Origin of the sequence: Ferruginibacter sp. SUN002 (assembly GCF_050611725.1) — a bacterium.
Lineage (GTDB): Bacteria > Bacteroidota > Bacteroidia > Chitinophagales > Chitinophagaceae > Ferruginibacter.
The window spans coordinates 787588-805151 of record NZ_JBODJB010000001.1 but is presented as its reverse complement, the minus strand read 5'-3'; the positions used below and the strand labels follow the sequence as shown (position 1 = coordinate 805151).

General features: G+C 36.1%; 17 protein-coding genes. 10 read left to right on the top strand and 7 right to left on the bottom strand.

Translation table 11 applies throughout. The features are described from left to right. The first annotated feature begins 15 nt into the window (after nt 1-15). The 5 genes from ACQ33O_RS03550 to ACQ33O_RS03530 are packed head-to-tail and all read left to right on the top strand — an operon-like array spanning nt 16 to nt 5055. Nucleotides 16-723 (top strand): rhomboid family intramembrane serine protease, encoded by a 708-nt coding sequence (locus ACQ33O_RS03550; RefSeq protein ID WP_430994182.1) that lies wholly within the window; start codon nt 16-18, stop codon nt 721-723. A gap of 55 nt (nt 724-778) precedes the next feature. Next, entirely contained in the window at nt 779-1711 is a 933-nt protein-coding gene (locus ACQ33O_RS03545) for a rhomboid family intramembrane serine protease (RefSeq protein WP_430994181.1), read from the top strand. A gap of 37 nt (nt 1712-1748) precedes the next feature. Then, a complete protein-coding gene (locus tag ACQ33O_RS03540; RefSeq protein ID WP_430994180.1) occupies nt 1749-2885 on the top strand; it encodes an endonuclease/exonuclease/phosphatase family protein in 1137 nt (378 codons plus the stop codon). A 60-nt stretch (nt 2886-2945) separates the two neighbouring features. Continuing rightward, the gene (cysS, locus tag ACQ33O_RS03535) at nt 2946-4439 is read left to right on the top strand and encodes a cysteine--tRNA ligase (protein ID WP_430994179.1); all 1494 of its coding nucleotides are present in this window, start codon (nt 2946-2948) and stop codon (nt 4437-4439) included. Nucleotides 4440-4443: 4 nt separating this feature from the next. Further along, entirely contained in the window at nt 4444-5055 is a 612-nt protein-coding gene (locus tag ACQ33O_RS03530) for a DNA-3-methyladenine glycosylase family protein (protein ID WP_430994178.1), read from the top strand. On the opposite strand, the gene ACQ33O_RS03525 is transcribed toward ACQ33O_RS03530, so the two are convergent. Beyond that, nucleotides 5042-5515 (bottom strand): GAF domain-containing protein, encoded by a 474-nt coding sequence (locus ACQ33O_RS03525; protein ID WP_430994177.1) that lies wholly within the window; start codon nt 5513-5515, stop codon nt 5042-5044. The two genes, ACQ33O_RS03530 and ACQ33O_RS03525, sit on opposite strands and share 14 nt — an antisense overlap. Before the next feature lie 42 nt (nt 5516-5557). Here ACQ33O_RS03525 and ACQ33O_RS03520 point away from each other — a divergent pair, with 42 nt between their 5' ends. Beyond that, nucleotides 5558-6349, top strand: coding sequence for an amidohydrolase (locus tag ACQ33O_RS03520; protein ID WP_430994176.1), 792 nt, complete (start codon nt 5558-5560; stop codon nt 6347-6349). Here the strand turns inward: ACQ33O_RS03520 and ACQ33O_RS03515 are convergent. Then, nucleotides 6336-7838 (bottom strand): S41 family peptidase, encoded by a 1503-nt coding sequence (locus ACQ33O_RS03515; RefSeq protein ID WP_430994175.1) that lies wholly within the window; start codon nt 7836-7838, stop codon nt 6336-6338. The genes ACQ33O_RS03520 and ACQ33O_RS03515 overlap by 14 nt on opposite strands. 523 nt (nt 7839-8361) lie before the next feature. Between ACQ33O_RS03515 and nhaD the strand changes: the two genes are divergently transcribed. Then, nucleotides 8362-9636 carry a sodium:proton antiporter NhaD gene (gene nhaD / locus ACQ33O_RS03510; RefSeq protein ID WP_430994174.1) on the top strand — a complete coding sequence of 425 codons (1275 nt, stop codon included), beginning with the start codon at nt 8362-8364 and terminating at the stop codon, nt 9634-9636. Between the two features lie 2 nt (nt 9637-9638). On the opposite strand, the gene thiL is transcribed toward nhaD, so the two are convergent. Both thiL and ACQ33O_RS03500 read right to left on the bottom strand, forming a co-directional pair. Continuing rightward, nucleotides 9639-10661 (bottom strand): thiamine-phosphate kinase, encoded by a 1023-nt coding sequence (gene thiL, locus ACQ33O_RS03505; protein WP_430994173.1) that lies wholly within the window; start codon nt 10659-10661, stop codon nt 9639-9641. Between the two features lie 38 nt (nt 10662-10699). After that, entirely contained in the window at nt 10700-11476 is a 777-nt protein-coding gene (locus ACQ33O_RS03500; RefSeq protein WP_430994172.1) for an inositol monophosphatase family protein, read from the bottom strand. Between the two features lie 86 nt (nt 11477-11562). Here ACQ33O_RS03500 and ACQ33O_RS03495 point away from each other — a divergent pair, with 86 nt between their 5' ends. Further along, entirely contained in the window at nt 11563-12990 is a 1428-nt protein-coding gene (locus ACQ33O_RS03495; protein WP_430994171.1) for an FAD-binding oxidoreductase, read from the top strand. Between the two features lie 55 nt (nt 12991-13045). Next, entirely contained in the window at nt 13046-13909 is an 864-nt protein-coding gene (locus tag ACQ33O_RS03490; RefSeq protein WP_430994170.1) for a glycosyltransferase family 2 protein, read from the top strand. A gap of 56 nt (nt 13910-13965) precedes the next feature. Here the strand turns inward: ACQ33O_RS03490 and recA are convergent, their stop codons facing one another. Then, entirely contained in the window at nt 13966-14985 is a 1020-nt protein-coding gene (recA, locus tag ACQ33O_RS03485; protein WP_430994169.1) for a recombinase RecA, read from the bottom strand. Nucleotides 14986-15250: 265 nt separating this feature from the next. On the opposite strand from recA, the gene ACQ33O_RS03480 reads away from it, so the two are divergent. Further along, entirely contained in the window at nt 15251-15745 is a 495-nt protein-coding gene (locus tag ACQ33O_RS03480) for a hypothetical protein (protein WP_430994168.1), read from the top strand. Nucleotides 15746-15753: 8 nt separating this feature from the next. Here the strand turns inward: ACQ33O_RS03480 and ACQ33O_RS03475 are convergent, their stop codons facing one another. Both ACQ33O_RS03475 and ACQ33O_RS03470 read right to left on the bottom strand, forming a co-directional pair. After that, on the bottom strand, nt 15754-16095 hold the full coding sequence (locus ACQ33O_RS03475; RefSeq protein WP_430994167.1) for a cupredoxin domain-containing protein: 342 nt from the start codon (nt 16093-16095) through the stop codon (nt 15754-15756). Nucleotides 16096-16167: 72 nt separating this feature from the next. Further along, the gene (locus ACQ33O_RS03470) at nt 16168-17529 is read right to left on the bottom strand and encodes a PQQ-dependent sugar dehydrogenase (protein ID WP_430994166.1); all 1362 of its coding nucleotides are present in this window, start codon (nt 17527-17529) and stop codon (nt 16168-16170) included. Nucleotides 17530-17564: the final 35 nt, after the last annotated feature.

Here is a 17564-nt window from a genome sequence, read left to right as displayed (position 1 = left end):
ATCCAACTTTATAATATGTCATTCAATAGCTCCGGAAATTCCATTCAAAAAACAGCCCCCGTAGTATTTAATTTACTGATCATTAATGCGCTGGTATTTTTAGCTCAAATGGTTATCACCGGTTTTGATATAACCGAATGGGGTGCCCTTCATTACATTACATCATCCAGATTTAAGCCGCATCAGTTCATCACAAATATGTTTATGCATGGCGGTGTGGCTCATATTCTTTTTAATATGTTCGGGTTGTGGATGTTCGGTACCATCCTCGAAAGGTTTCTTGGCTCTAAAAGGTTTTTGATCTTTTATTTAATATGTGGTATCGGTGCAGGTATCTTAATTGAACTTACGGTGCCGTTTAGTGCTAATCAATATCTTAAATCATCTGAAGGTTTAATGTTGGCAGCTAAAGGAGCACCAGTAAAAGACATTATTAATTATTACAAAGAAGTGTATTTGGCCTTGGGTGCATCCGGCGCCATCATGGGTATTATGGCTGCATTTGCTTACCTGTTTCCCAATACAGAAATGTTTGTAATGTTTATTCCTATTCCACTCAAAGCGAAGTACGTAATTCCCTTATATGTTTTGTATGATCTTTTTGGTGGTTTAAGGCCAACAGAAGGTGATAATATTGGCCACTTTGCACATCTTGGCGGAGCCATTGTCGGATTTATACTTGTTTACATCTGGAACAAAAAAAACAGAAAAACTTTTTACTAAATTCTTAACAATCATCTTTACTTCTCTGTTTGTAAATTTGTAGCACAACTATTTTATGGGAGAATCGGACAGATATTCGGATTACAAAAAACCCAAAACGAAGTTAACATTCGGGCAGGAAGGGAATGCGCTTGTAAGTCTGATTACCATTAATATCGTTTTTTTTCTATTACTTCAAACCATCAAGGTTATTTACTTTGTTTTTGAGTCGCCGGAAATTGCTTTCAGAGCCGGATCCTTACAATACTTTGAATTGCCTGCACAATTATCTTCATTTGCAAAAAAACCATGGACAGTACTGACTTATATGTTCAGCGATGTTGAAGTGTTTCGCATTCTAAGCAATATGCTTTGGCTTTGGGCCTTCGGATTTATTTTACAGGAGTTGACCGGTAGTAAAAAACTGATCCCTGTTTATATATATGGTGGCATTGCCGGTGCACTTTTTTTTATTCTTGCAAATTATGCATTGCCTCCTTTAAGACAAGACATTGGATCGGCTGCATTGCTTGGCGCTAATGCTGCGGTTATGGCTGTTGCGGTTGCTGTCACTACACTGGTACCCGGTTATCGTTTCTTTAGGAATCTTGGTGGTGGTATTCCAATATGGGTATTAATGTTGGTGTATGTATTGATCGATTATGCAGGCATCTCTACAGAAAGTGCAGCATATAGTATTGCTCACCTTGGTGGCGGTTTGGCAGGTTTTTTATTCATTGTTTTTTTAAGAAAAGATATCGATGGAAGTTTATGGATGAATAACCTTTACAACTGGTTTATGAACCTGTTTAATCCGAATAAGAAACAGGTAAGTGCAAAAGAAAAAATATTCTACAAAAACGATGGAAGGGCACCTTATAAGAAAAGCGCCAACCTTACACAACAAAGAGTTGATGAAATACTTGATAAAATCAATCAAAAGGGATATCAGTTTTTAACAGAAGAAGAAAAGAATATTTTAAAAAGAGCTTCAGAAGAAGATCTGTAGTACTGTTATTTCAACAGCAAAGTTTTATCTTTACAACATGTCCAAAAGTCTTTTCCGCAGACTATCTAAGAAATTCTTTATCATCTCCAATTTTATTGTAGCGATTTTATTTTTGGCAGGTTGCTATTCCAAGTGGTTCGATCCAAAGCAGTGGTGGTTTTTGGGCGTATTAAATATTGCAGCATTTTATTTTTTAGTGGTGCTTGTAATGTTTGCTATTTTTTGGGTCTTTCTAAGTCCCAGATGGATACTTATTTCAGCGATCACTATTCTTATCAGCTGGCAATCTGTTAGAAATATTTTTGTATTTAAACTCCCTTATACTTTTGCAAAACAAAAAGCTCCGGACGCTATAAGAGTAATGAGTTGGAATGTAGCTCAATTCGATGTACTGAATTTTCCTAAAACGCATGATATGTTCAATCAGATGATGGGTTTTATAAATGAAAACCAACCCGATATAGCTTGTTTTCAGGAAGTAGTTTGCAGCGATAGTGTTGGCAAAAGTTTTTTACGATTATCAACCATCTTAGATTCGTTGCATTTTCCGTATTACTATTATGCTTATGATAATAACGAAAACTGGTTTGGACTGAATATGCATTTCGGAACAATGATCTTTTCAAAATACCCGATCATAAAAAAACAACAAATATCTCACCCACCCTTTAGCTACAACGCTACTTTTCAATATGCCGATATTGTAAAAGATAAAGATACGCTCAGGGTTTTTAATATTCATTTACAGTCTTTACGTTTCAGCAAGAAAAATGTTTCATACATACAGGATGAATCTCTACAAGACAAAGCAAAAAATCTTGAGGAAACAAAAAGCATTCTAAGTAAATTAAAAACCGGCATCATTAACCGTAAAACACAGGCAGATTGGATACGTGAAGAAATGCAAAAAAGTCCCTACCGCATAATGGTTTGCGGCGACTTTAATGATGTGCCCAATTCTTATGCGTATGAAACCATCGGAGAAAACCTTCAAAATGCTTTTGAAGAAAAGGGCTTTGGTATTGGCAGAACATTCAGTGGCATTGCTCCTAACCTCCGTATAGACAATATTTTTCTTGATAAAGGGTACGATGTACTTCAGTTTACAAGAATTGCCCGTAAACTAAGCGATCATTTTCCGATCATTGCCGATATCCGCCGTTCCGGGCAATAAAAGTCGTTGTTTCGTTTTCAATTTGTAATTTGCAAACTCTATTATTTGTAACTGAAATTTATGCCGCTTAAAATATATAATTCTTATACTCGTCAGAAAGAAGATTTTGTTTCCATAACTCCCGGTCATGTTGGTATGTACGTTTGCGGACCTACCGTAAGTGGCGAAAGCCATCTTGGTCATGCAAGGCCTTATGTAACTTTTGATGTGGTGTATCGTTACCTTACATACAAGGGCAATAAAGTAAGATATGTTCGCAATATTACTGATGCCGGGCATTTTGAAGAAGAAGGAAGAGAAGCAGAAGATAAAGTTGGCAAAAAAGCAATATTAGAAAAGCTGGAACCAATGGAGTTGGTACAAAAGTATACCAACTTGTTTCATTGGGCCATGAAGCAATTCAACTGTATTGAACCAAGTATTGAGCCAACTGCAACGGGACATATTGTTGAGCAACTGAACATGATAGAAAAGATCATTGAAGCAGGTTATGCTTATGAAGTGAACGGCTCTGTTTATTTTGATGTGAAAAAATATGCCGCTTCGCATGATTATGGAAAGTTGAGCGGAAGAATTCTTGATGATCTGTTGGAAACAACAAGAGAGCTCGATGGACAGGAAGAAAAAAGAGACAGAGCAGATTTTGCGCTTTGGAAAAATGCTGCACCCGAACATATCATGCGTTGGAAAAGCCCATGGGGCGATGGTTTCCCGGGATGGCATATTGAGTGTTCGGCAATGGCCACAAAATATTTAGGCGCCGAGTTTGATATCCATGGTGGTGGTATGGACCTTCAGTTTCCTCATCACGAAAGTGAAATTGCACAGAGCACTATCTGTAATCATAAGAGTCCGGCCAAGTACTGGATGCACAATAATATGATCACTATCAATGGAAAGAAAATGGGTAAGAGCTATAACAATGTTATTAAGCTTACCGAATTATTCAGTGGCAGTCACCCGTTGCTTACACAGGCTTTCAGCCCGATGACAGTGAGATTTTTCATTTTGCAAAGTCATTACCGCAGCACTTTAGATTTCAGCAGCACTGCATTAGAAGGAAGTGAAAAAGCATTTAAGCGTTTGTGGGAAGCATACGAAGTGTTGCAGAAGCTACAGGCTACAAGCGACGAGGGAGAAGCAAAAGATCTTGAATTAGATTCTAAAATAAGGACATCGCTTAATGAATTGGAAGAATTCATGGATGATGATATCAATACCGCAAAGGTTATTGCCAATATGTTTGACCTTGCGCCAATCATCAATTCTATTAAAGACGGACATATTGCTATTGATGCCATTGCTCCATCTACATTGGTTTTACTGAAAACAACTTTCAAAACTTATTTAGAAGATATTCTTGGATTGCACAATCCGGCTTCTGATAATAATGAAAAATTAGATGGCATCATGCAATTATTGGTTGACATTAGAAAAGAAGCAAAGATCAAAAAGGATTATGCAACTTCTGATAAAATAAGAAATCAATTAAGCGCTTTGGGTATAGATCTGAAAGATGAAAAAAGCGGAGAAACAAGCTGGGCAATAAAATAATTTTATGCAACACGTTACTCATCTTAGTAAGGATAAAAAATTAAAAAAAATAATCGACTTACAAGAGCCTCATGTTGTTGTAAAGAAAAAAGATGTATGGCTTGAATTATGTGCATCGATCATCAGTCAGCAATTAAGCACCAAAGTAGCTGCTGTTATCTACAAAAGATTTCTTGACCTGTATAAACCTAAAAAACCTACACTTCAATTAGTTATTGACACTCCCTTTGAAACCCTTCGTGGTATTGGACTTAGCAACGCTAAAGCCAATTATGTAAAAAATGTTTGTCAGTTTTTTATTGATGAAAAAATCACCGATGCTAAGCTGGATAAGATGAGCAACGAAGCATTGATCGCTTATTTATCACAAATAAAAGGCGTTGGGCAATGGACCGTTGAAATGATATTGATGTTTACGTTGGGCAGGGAAGATATTTTTGCAGTGGATGACCTGGGTATTCAACAAAGTATTATCAAATTATACAAACTAGAAATTGACAATAAAAAATTACTGAAAGAAAAGATGTTACAGATCTCCGCTAAATGGAGCCCATATAGAACTTACGCCTGTAGGTATTTATGGGGTTGGAAAGATAATGTTCCTAAATTGAAATAAGTGTGATCATTTCTTCCAAATATTTCTTATCTGTTTCGTCAAACGCATCTAATAACTCGCTATCTACATCCAGCACACCAACAACTGCATTGTTTCTAATGATTGGCACAACTATTTCCGACTTTGATGAACTACTACAAGCAATATGTCCAGGAAATTTTTCTACATCAGGAACAATCAATGTTTCTGCTTTTTGCCAACTGGTACCACAAACACCTTTCCCATAACGAATACGGGTACATGCTATTGGGCCTTGAAACGGACCAAGCACCAATTCATCTCCTTTAACCAAATAAAAGCCAACCCACAGCCAACCAAACTGTTCTTTTAATGCTGCAGTAATATTTGCCAAATTAGCGATCATATCAGGCTCGCCTTCAATTAACGCTTTTATTTGCGGCAATAAAGACTGGTAAGCTTCCTCCTTATCTCCTTGCACAATTTTTAAATCTTCTGCCATAACAAATATTTAATCATGTAAATTTACTTACAATTTTGTGCAATGTCATCACTCTCCATTACAACCATACAAACCAATTTACACTGGGAAGATAAAGCGGCTAATCTGAAAATGCTGGAAGCTAAAATTTTGTCTATCCAACAAAAAACAGAAATAGTGGTGTTGCCTGAAATGTTTAGCACCGGCTTTAGCATGCAACCGGCTATGTTTGCCGAAAAAATGGATGGGGAAACTATTGCCTGGATGAAAAAGATCAGTAGCAAAAAAAATATCATTCTTACCGGAAGTATCATCATCGAAGAAGATGAAAAATATTATAACAGACTTATATGGATGTTACCTAATGGCGAGTTTGGTTATTACGATAAACGCCATCTTTTTGGATATGCCAAGGAAGATAATTTTTATGCCGGCGGCAATAAAAGATTGATCGCTTCTGTAAAGGGATGGAAAGTTAATTTGCAAGTTTGCTATGATCTCCGTTTCCCTGTTTGGGCAAGACAAGCGCCACAGAAAAATGAAACTGCAGAATATGATGTATTGATCTATGTTGCTAACTGGCCCGATAAAAGAAGTATTCCCTGGAAAACATTATTGCAGGCCAGAGCTATAGAAAATCAATGTTATGTTGTGGGGGTAAATCGTGTTGGCAATGATGGAAACAATATTTACCACAGCGGTAATAGTTCAGTGATCGATCCGCTTGGACAAATTTTGTATCAAAAAGCTGATGATGAAGATGTGTTTACAATCACTTTAGAAAAAGACACATTAGTAAATACAAGAGAAAAATTTCCTTTCTTAAAAGATGCAGATGATTTTACTCTGCTGTAACAACCTTGTTTTTATCTGCTATTATTTCTTTTACGATCACCATTTTTCTGTCGATCCCTTTTACTACAGCTTCAACAGATGGTGGAATATAAATGTCCGGCATAATACCTCGACCATTTTTAACCCCATGATTAAACTGTACCAGCCTGAAAAGTGGTACCCTTACTCTAAGTTTTGTATTTTTTAAAACAATGTCGGGAATAAATATACCGCTGTTGCCATAGGCGCTTCCGCCGGTTTCTTCACCTACCAGCTTTACATTATCCTGTCCTTTCAGGGCATTACACAATAATGTAGATGCTGAAAAAGTTGGCCCGTTCGTTAATACATACAAATCGCCATCGAAATGATTCCTCGTTTTGGGTTTAAAAAAATGTCGCTCCCAATAACCAAAATGATAATTCCCGTCTCTTTTCTTTTTCGTCAGAAAAAACAAACCCATTGTGTTGGAAAAACGTTGCTTAAATACACTCCCGTAAGGTTTTAAAGATTTTGCTATGGCGTAAGAAGTGTCAGCGACCTTGAAAGGTTCTTTTCGTAAATATTTTGTGAGGAGAATATACATACCAATATCACCGCCGCCATTCCCTCTAATATCGAGAATAATATTTTTTATTTTTTCTTTTCTGATCTTTTTAAATGAACGCCTGAAAAAAGTACGTAAATGCTTGCCTTCATTCTTGGTGAATGTATTTAATATTATTGTAGCCGTATTTGCTGCGGTGTCTATCGACATAGATCGATAGCTTAACACTTTATCCCGTTTGAGTTGCTTTTTTGATATTTTTTGTTCGGGGTCTTTTTTATTTTTCTTCGTAGTGTCAATTTCCGGAATAAACATCGATACGAATTTTAATTTTTCTTTCCCGGTACTGTCGATGTAGCCAACCCGATAGTTTTGGTACAAGCCAAAAATATTTCTATGATAGTAAGGAAAATTACTGCTCAGTCTTACATAGTTAACATTGTCGGCATAGCCATCCGTTGGCAGATACGTAAATATTTTTTGAAGTAATTGTTGATTTCTCTCTCCATTGATAGATGTTATTAGTGTTCCTCTTTTTATGATCGAGTCTTTTCTATTGAGATTGGCTACTACCACCATTGTATCACTCCAAATCTTCATGTACAATGGAAATGAAGGAATTCGAACTTCCTTGTAAAACTTATTCCAACCCTTACTCATACCAAAGCTAGTATGGCCGCAATGAATTTTGTTGGTCAGCGGAGCTAGTACTTTCCAGCCAAATTGCAATTCGGTCATTGAATCTTTGATAGTGCTGTACAAACTATCAAAATAAAAATTCATGCTGTCTTTGGGCGTGTACCAATAAAGTGAGGGGTGTTTTTTTTCAAGAACATTTCTCAGTAACGTGTAATCCTCTTTTAATGCCGATGGAGAATATTTTTTATTGGGGTTATAAATCCTTTGATTAGTAGCACACGAAAAAAGAGAAGTTGTGAACAGTAGTAGTATGAAAAAACGCATGTGCTATGTCTCCTTTGGTAAAATATTCTCTTTTCTAATACAGTAAATATCAGGATTTTTCCAATCAAATTTCTAAAAAAAACAAATTGGTCGATTTTTATTTTTTCAAAACGCAACCAAAATTGCGAAAATTTCTACTGAACATACAAAGGGATTGGGCTGTTATTAAGTGCTTGATTTTGATCAATCAGAAATCAATTAGATAAATTTTAAAAATACTATTATGAAAATAATAATGAATTTTTCGTTTATTTTACTTCTTGCACTCACAACGATAATGCATACATTGAGATTAATTTATTTAATTTTTAAACCTAAGTTTTTAGAAAAATATAGCTTAATCTCAAATCCAGTTCCAAGTAAAACGCATTTACTATATTACTATGCTTTAACAATTGGCACTTGTGTTTATTTGATTTTGAATAAGCTTTCGTCAATGTAGTAACACTCTTATTCCTATTAATAATATTTCCAAGGAGTTATCTGATTTGTATATACTGTATCTTTATACAAGTAATTTATCATGATAACTGCAATCATTCTCACATTCATTATCGGCTACCTTGCTATTACGCTCGAGCATAGCATAAAAATAAATAAAGCTGCAACAGCGCTTGTAACGGGAGTTGTATGCTGGACCATCTATATTCTTTTTCAGCCCGATAAGCATCTGGTATCAGAGCAATTGATGGAGCATTTGGGAGAAGTGTCGGGTATATTATTTTTTCTGCTTGGTGCTATGACGATCGTTGAGCTTATTGATGCCCATGATGGCTTTCAGGTTATTACGGACAGGATAAAAACAAAAAGTGCGGTAAGGCTACTTTGGATCATTGCTATCATCACATTTTTTCTTTCTGCCGTTTTGGATAATTTAACTACCACCATTGTTATTGTTTCTGTTTTAAGAAAATTAATTGCGGATAAAGAACAACGTTTATTCTTTGCAGGTATTACTATCATTGCAGCAAATGCAGGCGGAGCTTGGTCTCCGCTGGGAGATGTTACAACAACTATGCTTTGGATAGGCGGACAGATCACTGCAGTTAATATTATTAAAGAGCTATTTATTCCGAGTTTGATCTGCTTAATTGTTCCTTTAATATTGATCTCATTTAAAATGAAAGGAACAGTACAAGCTGCAGAAAAAGATCAAAAGGTTATAATGACTACCCCATTTGAAAGAAGCTTTGTTTTTTTATTAGGTATTGGCGTATTGGTTTTTGTTCCGGTGTTTAAAACAATCACACATCTGCCTCCTTACATGGCTATTCTTTTAGGATTAGGTGTAATATGGATCGTTACTGAATTATTGCACAAACAAAAAGTAAATCAAGATAAAGACACTCTAACGGTTGTATATGCCCTTCAAAAAATTGACACGCCAAGCATCTTATTCTTTCTTGGAATTTTGATCAGCATAGGCGCATTGCAATCTACCGGCCAATTAACTCTATTAGCCGGATGGTTAACCAATACATTCCAAAACGATACGATCATTGTTACCCTTATTGGTTTACTTTCAGCAATAGTTGATAATGTACCGTTGGTTGCTGCCTCACAGGGCATGTATCCTTTAAGTCAATACCCGACCGATCATTTTTTTTGGGAGTTTTTGGCCTATGCAACGGGAACAGGTGGAAGTGCATTGATCATTGGGTCTGCAGCAGGTGTTGCTGCTATGGGCATGGAGAAGATCAGCTTCTTCTGGTATTTAAAAAGAATCAGCTGGCTAGCACTCATTGGGTATTTTGCAGGAATAGTTGTTTATCTTTTCCAGCATAGCTTAATGCATTAAGTTTATTGCATATGATTCCAACCCTGAGCAATTAATTGGTGCTTATTACCACCTTTGGTTAAGATGTGTACACCTTCGCTTTTTTCTGTCATGTAACCAATTACACTGATCTGTTCATTCAATACAATTTTTTCATAATCGGCCTGTGCGATGGTAAATAGCAATTCATAATCTTCGCCTCCACTCAATGCACATGCGGTAGGATCCAATTCCAATTTATATGCAAACTGTCTTGCATCTTCATGTATCGGAATTTTTTCTTCATATACAATACAGCCTAATTCGCTTTGTTTACAAATATGTAAGGTTTCGCTGCTAAGGCCGTCGCTTATATCCATCATAGATGTAGGTGTAATGTTGCTTTCTGCTAAAAATTCAACAATATCTTTTCTTGCCTCCGGCTTTAATAATTTGCCTACAATATAAGCCTGGTTCTCAAGATCAGGCTGAGCGCCGGTTTCAGCAAATATTTTTTTCTCTCTTTCTAAAATGGTCAATCCCAAAAATGCCCCGCCTAAAAACCCACTCACGCAAAGCAGATCTCCTTTTTGAGCAGTGCTTCTTTTTACAAATTTATCTTGTGTTACTTCACCGATGGCTGTAACAGAAATTACAAAACCTTTTTGTGATGATGTTGTATCGCCACCAATTAAGTCAACTCCATATTTTTCACAAGCAGCATAAACGCCTTCATAAAATTCATCCAATGCTTCAACACTAAAACGATTGCTGAATGCAATACTCAATGTTATATGTGTGGGAGTTGCATTCATTGCATAAATATCACTGATATTCACGATCACACTTTTGTACCCAAGATGTTTCAATGGAGTGTACATCAGATCAAAATGTATTCCCTCCACCAACATGTCTGTGGTTACAACAGTTTGTTTGCCAAAATTGTCAATCACTGCAGCATCATCGCCAATACTTAAAATGGTTGACGCATTTCTTGTTTCATTGTTCTGCGTCAAATGGTCTATCAGACCAAATTCGCCGAGAGATGATATTTCTGTTCTTTCCATGTTCAATTTACAATTAGGGATTTTTGATTTTGTTAAACTTAAAACTTCCCGCCTTGAACTACCGCCAATAATTCATCGTGAATTTTGCCATTTGACGCAACTATTTTTCTTTGGTAAGGTGAATAATAATTCCCTTCCATATCAGTAACTTTTCCTCCGGCTTCTTCTACCATTAAAAAACCGGCTGCACTATCCCATGCACTTAAGCTGTGTTCAAAAAATGCATCGAACCTTCCGGCAGCCACCCAGCAAAGGTCAATAGCAGCACTACCTAATCTCCTTACCGGAACTCCTTTTCTGATGAATTTTTCAAATATTTCCAGAGGGCCATTCGGCATATCTAAATAGGAATATGGAAAACCTGTAACCATACAGCATTTGATCAATTCTGTTTTATCGCTTACTGAAATTTTTTTATTATTCAAAGAAGCACCAAACCCTTTTTGTGCAAAATAAAACTCGTTCATGAACGGATTATACACCGCCCCCATTATCATTTTACCATTATGCTCCAGCCCAATGCTTACGCAACAGATAGGAATACCATTGGCAAAATTTACAGTACCATCTATCGGATCAATGATCCATTTGTATTCGCTATCGGTAATGATCTCTCCTGCCTCTTCGCTTAAAATATAATGGTCGGGAAATTCTTTTTTGATAACATCAATGATAGCTTTTTCGGCGGCATGATCTGCTTCGGTAACCAAATTATTCATGCCCTCTTTGTTGGATATTTTAAAATCGCTGTTAAAAAATCTTTGTAATTCTTTTGCTCCTTCTTCGGTAGCTTTTATAAGTGTAGATTTAATCATGCGGCAAAGATACTGAAACGAAAAAAAACAGAATAGTAAAAGCAAACAAGCTTAAACAATAAGTATATTTATACAAGTAAGATTTTATGTCAAAACAGTATAATCGAAAAGAATTTTTAAAATTAGCAGCGCTGGCAAACATAGCTCTTTGTGCTCCGGCCCTTTCTTTTGCCAATGATTTTTTTTCGAAAGATGAGACCCTGTCGAACAAGAATGTAGATTATTTTAAAAAAGGCGATGTGACATATGAAACGCTGCGACAAGGTTTTAATAAACGAATAAACAAATATCCGGCTATCATTGCTTTATGCAAAAACACCGAAGGTGTTTCAGATGCTGTTAAATATGCTGCTGCAAATAGCCTGGCCGTTACTATAAAAAGCGGTGGGCATTGTATGGAAGGCCTCAGTTGTAATGATGGCGGCATGGTCGTCAATCTTTCTTTATTAAATACAATTCAGTGGTTAAATAACAGTACCATTAAAGTCGGCCCGGGGTGTACGCTCTCTCAGTTATATGATAATCTTTTACCTAAAGGAAAGATCATTCCGGGAGGATCCTGTGGTGGCGTGGGTATTGGCGGACTTACATTAGGTGGCGGCTACGGTTTACTTGGTCGACAATTTGGATTGACTTGCGATAGTTTGATCGATGTTACAATGGTAGATGGCAAGGGAAATATCTGTACCACTGCAAATGACAAAGAATTACTATGGGCCTGTAAGGGTGGTGGTAATGGCAATTTTGGTGTGATCACAGAAATGACATTTAAAGTTCATAAAGCTCCTACTAGTTTACAAAGCATGCGCTTTAAAGCATTTAATGTATCTGCAGAAAAAGCTGCATCAATATTGGAACAATGGTTTACACTTTCGGCAGATCTGCCTAAATCGTGTTTCTCAGCATTTGTATTAAATGGTAAAACAATTTATATTTTATTGACCAATACAGATAAGTATAGTGGAACGGCACTAACATTTATACAAAAGCTTACTAAACTAGTTGATAAAGTAACTAGGAATGGTCCGCAACCAATCAGTAAAGCTCTAAAAACTTATTATGGGCAAAAAGGGCCTGTTAATTTTAAAAACGCTTCGGCCGGATTGTATAAAAATTATGACGAGATCAGATCTTTTATCCCTGATGTACTGGCCAAAGTAATTAGTATGCCTCGTATGATCTATCAGGTAAATATTTTAGGCGGCAATATTCAATTGCCGGATCTTGAAGCTACCGCTGCTTTTCCACATAGGGCCTGTACTTATTTTTCGGAGCTGCAGGCTTATTGGGAGGATCCGAAAAAAGCAGCAGGCTTAATTAGCAACTTTGAAATAATTCAAAAGATATTTAGTAATAATGGTATTACAACACAGTACCGGAACTATGCAGATATTAATTTCAAAAATTGGGAGCTATCTTATTACGGAAATAATTACAGCAGATTACAAGCAACAAAGGATAAATATGATCCCCAAAATTTAATTCGAAGTGAGCAAAGTGTAAGAAACACCTAATTGTATTTTGAATACTGCATTAAAAAATCGTATTTCGCAAACAAATCAATGCTGATTGCAACTATCCATCATCATAGTAAATTATAATGTAAAACAGTTCTTGAACAACTGTTTGATTGCTGTAGAAAAAGCAATTAGAAATATCGATGCGGAAATATTTGTAGTAGATAATAATTCTACTGATGGAAGTAAAGAATTCTTTAACGGAAAATTCCCCGCTGTACAATTTATCTGGAATAAAGAAAATATTGGTTTTGCAAAAGCAAACAATCTTGTCGTAGAAAAAGCAAGCGGAAAATATATTTTGTTTTTGAACCCGGATACAATTGTTCCTGAAGATTGTTTTGAAAAATGTTTAGCTCATATCGAATCACAAAGCATTACCGGTGCTTTAGGTGTGAAAATGTTTGATGGCAAGAGAAATTATTTGAAAGAAAGTAAAAGAGGCAATCCTACTTTATGGAATGCCTTTTGTAAAATGTTTGGATTAACATCGATTTTCCCAAAAAGTAAATTATTTGCCGGTTATTATCTTGGCCATCTTAGTGAAAATAAAAATAACGAAGTAGATATTTTATGCGGAGCGTTTATGTTTGTGAGAAAAGATGTACTTAATACTGTTGGTTCTTTCGATGAACAATTTTTTATGTATGGTGAAGATATTGATCTAAGTTATCGAATTAAAAAAAGTGGTTTTAGTAATTACTATTTTTCAGAAACATCTATCGTACATTTTAAAGGAGAGAGTACTAAAGCCGGCGACTTAAATTATGTGAAGAATTTTTATGGTGCTATGAATATTTTTGTGAAGAAGCATTATAGTGGAGGAAAATATAGATTGTTCAGTGTTTTTATTCATGTGGCTATTTGGTTGAGAGCAATACCATTAACAATAGCAACAATATTCAAAAGAAAATAAAAGCCACTTCTTTCGAAGTGGCTCTATATAGTAGTTACTAACCCAACTATAATTTTTTATGCCGCTGCCATCTCTGCAATCTTAGCCCTGATCTTTCCTTCTATCTCTGCAGCCATTTCGGGGTTATCCAACAATAATTGTTTTACAGCGTCTCTACCCTGACCGAGTTTGTTTGCATCATAACTAAACCAACTACCGCTTTTTTGTACGATACCCAGTTCAACACCCATATCAATAATTTCACCGGTCTTAGAAATACCTTCTCCAAAAATGATATCGAATTCTGCATTACGGAAAGGAGGAGCAACTTTATTCTTTACCACTTTTACTTTTACTCTGTTACCTATTGCTTCATCGCCATCTTTGATCTGCGCCATTCTGCGAATATCTAATCTTACTGAAGCATAGAATTTTAATGCATTACCACCGGTTGTTGTTTCGGGGTTACCGAACATTACACCAATTTTTTCTCTAAGCTGGTTAATGAATATGCAACAACAATTTGTTTTTGAAATGGTAGCCGTTAGTTTACGCAATGCCTGACTCATCAATCTTGCCTGTAAACCCATTTTGCTATCTCCCATTTCTCCTTCCAATTCGCTTTTAGGAACCAACGCTGCAACAGAATCTATTACCACTACATCTAATGCGCCTGATAAAATCAATCTGTCAGCTATTTCCAATGCTTGTTCTCCATAATCCGGTTGAGAGATCAATAAATTATCAATATCAACACCTAATTTTTGTGCGTACGAACTATCAAAAGCATGTTCAGCATCAATGATGGCACACATACCGCCTTTCTTTTGTGCTTCTGCAATTACATGCGTAGCAATGGTTGTTTTACCACTACTTTCCGGACCATAGATTTCTATTACCCTTCCTTTTGGCAAACCGCCAATACCCAATGCCACGTCCAATCCTAAAGAACCTGTTGAAATAACTTCCTGTTCTAAATGGGGTTTGTCTCCCATCATCATTACCGATCCTTTACCAAAATCTTTATCGATCTTATCGATGGTTAATTTCAGTGCTTTGAATTTTTCTGATTTCTCTAAATTTTCTGTGTTTGCCATGTCTTTTGTTTTTAAAGTGATGTATCTGGTTTTGCGTTGTAAATTTAAACTCAGCCTCAAAGATAATGGTTTTTTTTATTCACACTAATTTTTTTAGTATTTTTTTAGTAAATTTTTTAGTTTTATTCGAAAAGTGGATAAGATCGGGTAAATGGGCTGATATCGTCAATTTATTCACATTCAACATTAACTAATTGTTACCCTCTGATCAGGTATTGCATTTCTGCTAAAAAGGTTCTTACTTTAGGTACTCAAAAATCTGCTTATGAAATGGCTATTGGTTAGTAATGCATCTTCTACTTTACATGAATATCATTTAATTGAAAATAACGAGTGTAAAGTGATCTTAAAATATAATCCACTTCATCATTCAGCAAGAATTACCTGCGGCAAACATCATAAGTTGATCTTTGTAGAAACTACCGGTTCGTTAAAATTGAAAACTGTATTTAAAAATGAATACGGATTGGAAGTTGGGTCATTACATCAAGACAAATGGCACAACAAAGGCTCTGTGGTAATAGATGATAAAAAATACAATTATCAGTTACAAAATAACCCTTTAGCTGAGTTGATCATTTATAATAACAATCCGAGTACTCCTTTAGTAAGTTGTGGTTTAAAGCCCGACAATGGTGCTACAGAGATATCCCTCTCTCACAATACAAATGGCATTGATAACAGCTTTCTTCTTTTAGGTTTATGCTGGTATTTGTTTTTACCGGTGGCAAAAGAAAATGTTGTTGAATACGCTTTATAGTTTTTAGATTATGGCACTGTTACCGATCCTGTTTCTGTTGGATGCAGAGAGCAATGATATTTGTAGAATCCGGATTTTGTGAAAGTATGCGGAAAAGATTTTCCAGGAACAATATTTGGACTGCCCAATTCTGATCCCGTATCTGAAGTTACATTGTGTGGTACCGATCCAACATTTCCCCAAATAACAGTAAGTCTACCATCGCTTATTATAAAATTAGAACTTACAAAACCTGCGTCGGTAATGGATATATCTCTATACATTTCTTCATCTTTTTTACTGCACGAAAGAGTAATCGTGCAAACAAATGCAAATAATAAAGTAAGTGAAAAAATCGATTTATTCTTCATGCATAAGGTTTTAATGAGGCGTAAGTTACGAAATTCTAAAATATAATTGAGTGTTGGAGCCGTTTTTATGAATTATTGAATGATAAGATCACTGATTATCCTGAATTTTTTACCCGAAAGGATATTCAGGGTTGCCCCGGGAGAAATAGTTTGTATGGTGGTTAAATTTAATATACACTCGCCATTTTCAACGGGGTTAATGGTAATTACAGACCCCGCCGGCAGGGTTAAGGGGGGAATAACCCCATTGCTCCAGTTGGCGGCATTCTCCCAATTGCCATTGCCATTGAACACATAATGAATTGATCCGCTTGCTGCTACCCTGTAAACAGAACCATTATTCAAACAAACTGCATACAATTCTCCATCTTCTGTTTCCCCAAAATCAGCTAGTCCGATTGGTGTAATTGTCTGCTTAGATGTATCAAATTTATTCGTGATCGTATCATGCTTTATTATGTAGAAGGTCCCTGAATAATAATCTGCTGAAACGTAATATCCATTCAGATCGATATAAGTTGTGCCACGATACACAGTACCCCCGGTAATAGCTGCACTTGGGTTTTGAGTTGGATAGGACCATGTAGGAAAAATATAGTTTCCGATGGCCCCACAACCCGATGATACATTATGTACATTGAAACCCTCATAACAACGCCAGCCGTAATTGGCTCCTCTTAAGGAATCAACCGGGCGGAAATTGATCTCTTCATATGAATCCTGACCAACATCTCCGATCCACATATCATATGTTAATCTGTCAAAACTCCAGCGAAAAGGGTTTCGTAATCCTAATGCAAAAATTTCATTGCCAAAAGGGTTCTCTGCATTTGCACTTAGATCATAATACGGAGAAATATTAGAGGTATTTACTTTAAAACGCAGGATCTTTCCTAATAAGCTGCTTGTATTTTGTCCGTTGTTCGAAGGATCTCCGGCACCGCCTCCATCCCCTGTTGATAGATACAAGCAGCTATCTTTTCCAAAATGAAGTTCGCCACCATTATGATTACTCTGCCCTGGGTGCGGTATTGTTTTTAAAATTACTTTAGATGCTGCATCAGCAACATTTGCATTTGCACTCACTTTATATCTGGCTAATTCAAGGTCTCCCGAGTTATTGGTATAATACACATAGAAAAAACCATTGTTTTTATAATCCGGATGAAAAGCCATGCTCAAGAGGCCTCTTTCTCCATTTGTTGTTATGCCCGTTACAGTAAGAAAAACACCTATTGAATCATAGGTTTTCGAATATACTTGTACTTTACCCCCTTTTTGTACAATAAATATTCTTCCGGTACCATCAGCGGCATTGGTCAGTTGCATAGGGGCACTCAAATACCTGATCACCCTATTTAAAGACAATGTTGGTTGTGCAAAAGAAGAAACGGTTATCTGCAAAAAAATAAACAGCGTTAAAAATGGCCTCATTGCAGTAATTTTTTATTTCTTATGAAATTACTCCA

Coding starts and splice junctions, on each gene's coding strand:
- ACQ33O_RS03550 (WP_430994182.1), top strand. CDS start 16: ATGTCATTCAATAGCTCCGGAAATTCCATTCAAAAAACAGCCCCCGTA.
- ACQ33O_RS03545 (WP_430994181.1), top strand. CDS start 779: ATGGGAGAATCGGACAGATATTCGGATTACAAAAAACCCAAAACGAAG.
- ACQ33O_RS03540 (WP_430994180.1), top strand. CDS start 1,749: ATGTCCAAAAGTCTTTTCCGCAGACTATCTAAGAAATTCTTTATCATC.
- cysS (WP_430994179.1), top strand. CDS start 2,946: ATGCCGCTTAAAATATATAATTCTTATACTCGTCAGAAAGAAGATTTT.
- ACQ33O_RS03530 (WP_430994178.1), top strand. CDS start 4,444: ATGCAACACGTTACTCATCTTAGTAAGGATAAAAAATTAAAAAAAATA.
- ACQ33O_RS03525 (WP_430994177.1), bottom strand. CDS start 5,515: ATGGCAGAAGATTTAAAAATTGTGCAAGGAGATAAGGAGGAAGCTTAC.
- ACQ33O_RS03520 (WP_430994176.1), top strand. CDS start 5,558: ATGTCATCACTCTCCATTACAACCATACAAACCAATTTACACTGGGAA.
- ACQ33O_RS03515 (WP_430994175.1), bottom strand. CDS start 7,838: ATGCGTTTTTTCATACTACTACTGTTCACAACTTCTCTTTTTTCGTGT.
- nhaD (WP_430994174.1), top strand. CDS start 8,362: ATGATAACTGCAATCATTCTCACATTCATTATCGGCTACCTTGCTATT.
- thiL (WP_430994173.1), bottom strand. CDS start 10,661: ATGGAAAGAACAGAAATATCATCTCTCGGCGAATTTGGTCTGATAGAC.
- ACQ33O_RS03500 (WP_430994172.1), bottom strand. CDS start 11,476: ATGATTAAATCTACACTTATAAAAGCTACCGAAGAAGGAGCAAAAGAA.
- ACQ33O_RS03495 (WP_430994171.1), top strand. CDS start 11,563: ATGTCAAAACAGTATAATCGAAAAGAATTTTTAAAATTAGCAGCGCTG.
- recA (WP_430994169.1), bottom strand. CDS start 14,985: ATGGCAAACACAGAAAATTTAGAGAAATCAGAAAAATTCAAAGCACTG.
- ACQ33O_RS03480 (WP_430994168.1), top strand. CDS start 15,251: ATGAAATGGCTATTGGTTAGTAATGCATCTTCTACTTTACATGAATAT.
- ACQ33O_RS03475 (WP_430994167.1), bottom strand. CDS start 16,095: ATGAAGAATAAATCGATTTTTTCACTTACTTTATTATTTGCATTTGTT.
- ACQ33O_RS03470 (WP_430994166.1), bottom strand. CDS start 17,529: ATGAGGCCATTTTTAACGCTGTTTATTTTTTTGCAGATAACCGTTTCT.